Origin of the sequence: Microcoleus sp. Pol11C3 (genome assembly GCF_036701485.1) — a bacterium.
Taxonomy (GTDB): domain Bacteria; phylum Cyanobacteriota; class Cyanobacteriia; order Cyanobacteriales; family Microcoleaceae; genus Microcoleus.
The window spans coordinates 1-1391 of sequence record NZ_JAUBQW010000303.1; the positions used below are offsets into that span (position 1 = coordinate 1).

2 protein-coding genes are annotated in these 1391 nt (G+C 43.0%); both read right to left on the bottom strand.

The genetic code is table 11. The features are described 5' to 3' along the window. Positions 1–168 precede the first annotated feature (168 nt). Positions 169–1080 (bottom strand): NAD(P)H-dependent glycerol-3-phosphate dehydrogenase, encoded by a 912-nt coding sequence (locus QUA40_RS28740; protein WP_333132116.1) that lies wholly within the window; start codon positions 1078–1080, stop codon positions 169–171. Positions 1081–1094: 14 nt separating this feature from the next. Beyond that, positions 1095–1391: hypothetical protein (locus QUA40_RS28745; protein WP_333132118.1), on the bottom strand; the 297-nt coding region annotated here is incomplete at its 5' end.

A 1391-nucleotide genomic window follows, 5' to 3' on the forward strand; every position in this document is an offset into this window, starting at 1 on the left:
GTTTTTTTTTACGGTTTTACTAGCTTTTTCATTTTAGCTATTTTTTCATGGATTTGCAAAACTGAGATGCACCCAGTGAATTTATTGGGGATGGTTTTTCTGAAAACTTCTTGTGGGGTGGGCATCTTGCCCGCCCAAAGAGTTAAGTTTTAATGCTAAACAACTTACTTACTCCGGTTTCAAAGTGCGTTCCATGAGCGATAAAACGGCTTGTTCTGGAGTAATTTCACTATTTAATAAGCGATAAACTTGACGAGAAACAGGAACTTCAATGCCGCGTTGATTAGCCAAATCAATCAACACATTAGTAGTATTAACACCCTCAGCAGTGCTCTGCAATTCGTGCAAAATTTGCTCTAAAGATTTGCCTTTAGCCAATCCAAAACCAACCCGATAATTGCGCGATAAAGGACTATTGCAAGTAGCAAGCAAATCTCCCAAACCAGACAAACCGTAAAAAGTTTCGGCGCGAGATCCCAAACGAGAACCTACCCGAATCATTTCCGGCAAAGCGCGAGTCAGCAAAGCAGATTTAGCATTAGTTCCTAATTGTAAACCGTCGCAAACACCAGCGGCGATCGCAAATACATTTTTCAAAGTTCCACCTAACTCAGTCCCCAGCGGATCTTCATTCACATAAACTCTAAAAATATCGGAACTGTAAATATTTTGCACTTGCTTGGCCGCCGCTAAATCTCTACTCGCCGCTACAGTTGCAGCAGGCAATCCTTGCTGAATTTCTTCGGAAAGATTAGGGCCGGAAAGTACGACTATTGAATTGTTAGGAAACGCATTTTGCCAAATTTGAGACGGAGTGCGCGTACTCGCGGGGTCTAAACCTTTGGTGACAGTAACTATAATTGTATGGGGACTTAACTGTAAGGCAAGCAGTCGATCGACCGTTGCTCCAACTCCTTTCATCGAAACTGCCGAAACAACAACATCCGTACCTGTTATAACTGATTCTATATTAAAAGAACTGCTGCGCGACCACAAATTAACTCGATCGCCTTTTTTGCCTCCCAGATTAGCCAAGGCAGAACCCCAAGCACCTCCACCTAATATTGTCAAGCTTGCCATAAAATTTATTTATATCAATGAAACCGCAGATGCACGCAAATTAACGCAGATAAATCATAGCAATTAATCCGCGTTAATCCGCGTGCATCTGCGGTTAAAAAATGGCGTTGCACAAGTGGGGGATGATTCAAGACGGCAGGGGGCACGGTTGGGGGATGATTCAAGACGGCAAGGGCACGGTCTTGTGTTTTAAGTAGTAAATAACCAGGCGAAGGGAAATTTCTAACATGAATCAGGATTTTGAATAACATAAAGTTTTTCGCCCTAGGCGAGCTATCAGGATGCCGAGCGCCGAGTATTTTCTCCTTCAC

Excerpts from the sequence above, each read along its gene's own strand:
- QUA40_RS28740 (WP_333132116.1), bottom strand. The coding sequence starts at position 1,080 with ATGGCAAGCTTGACAATATTAGGTGGAGGTGCTTGGGGTTCTGCCTTG.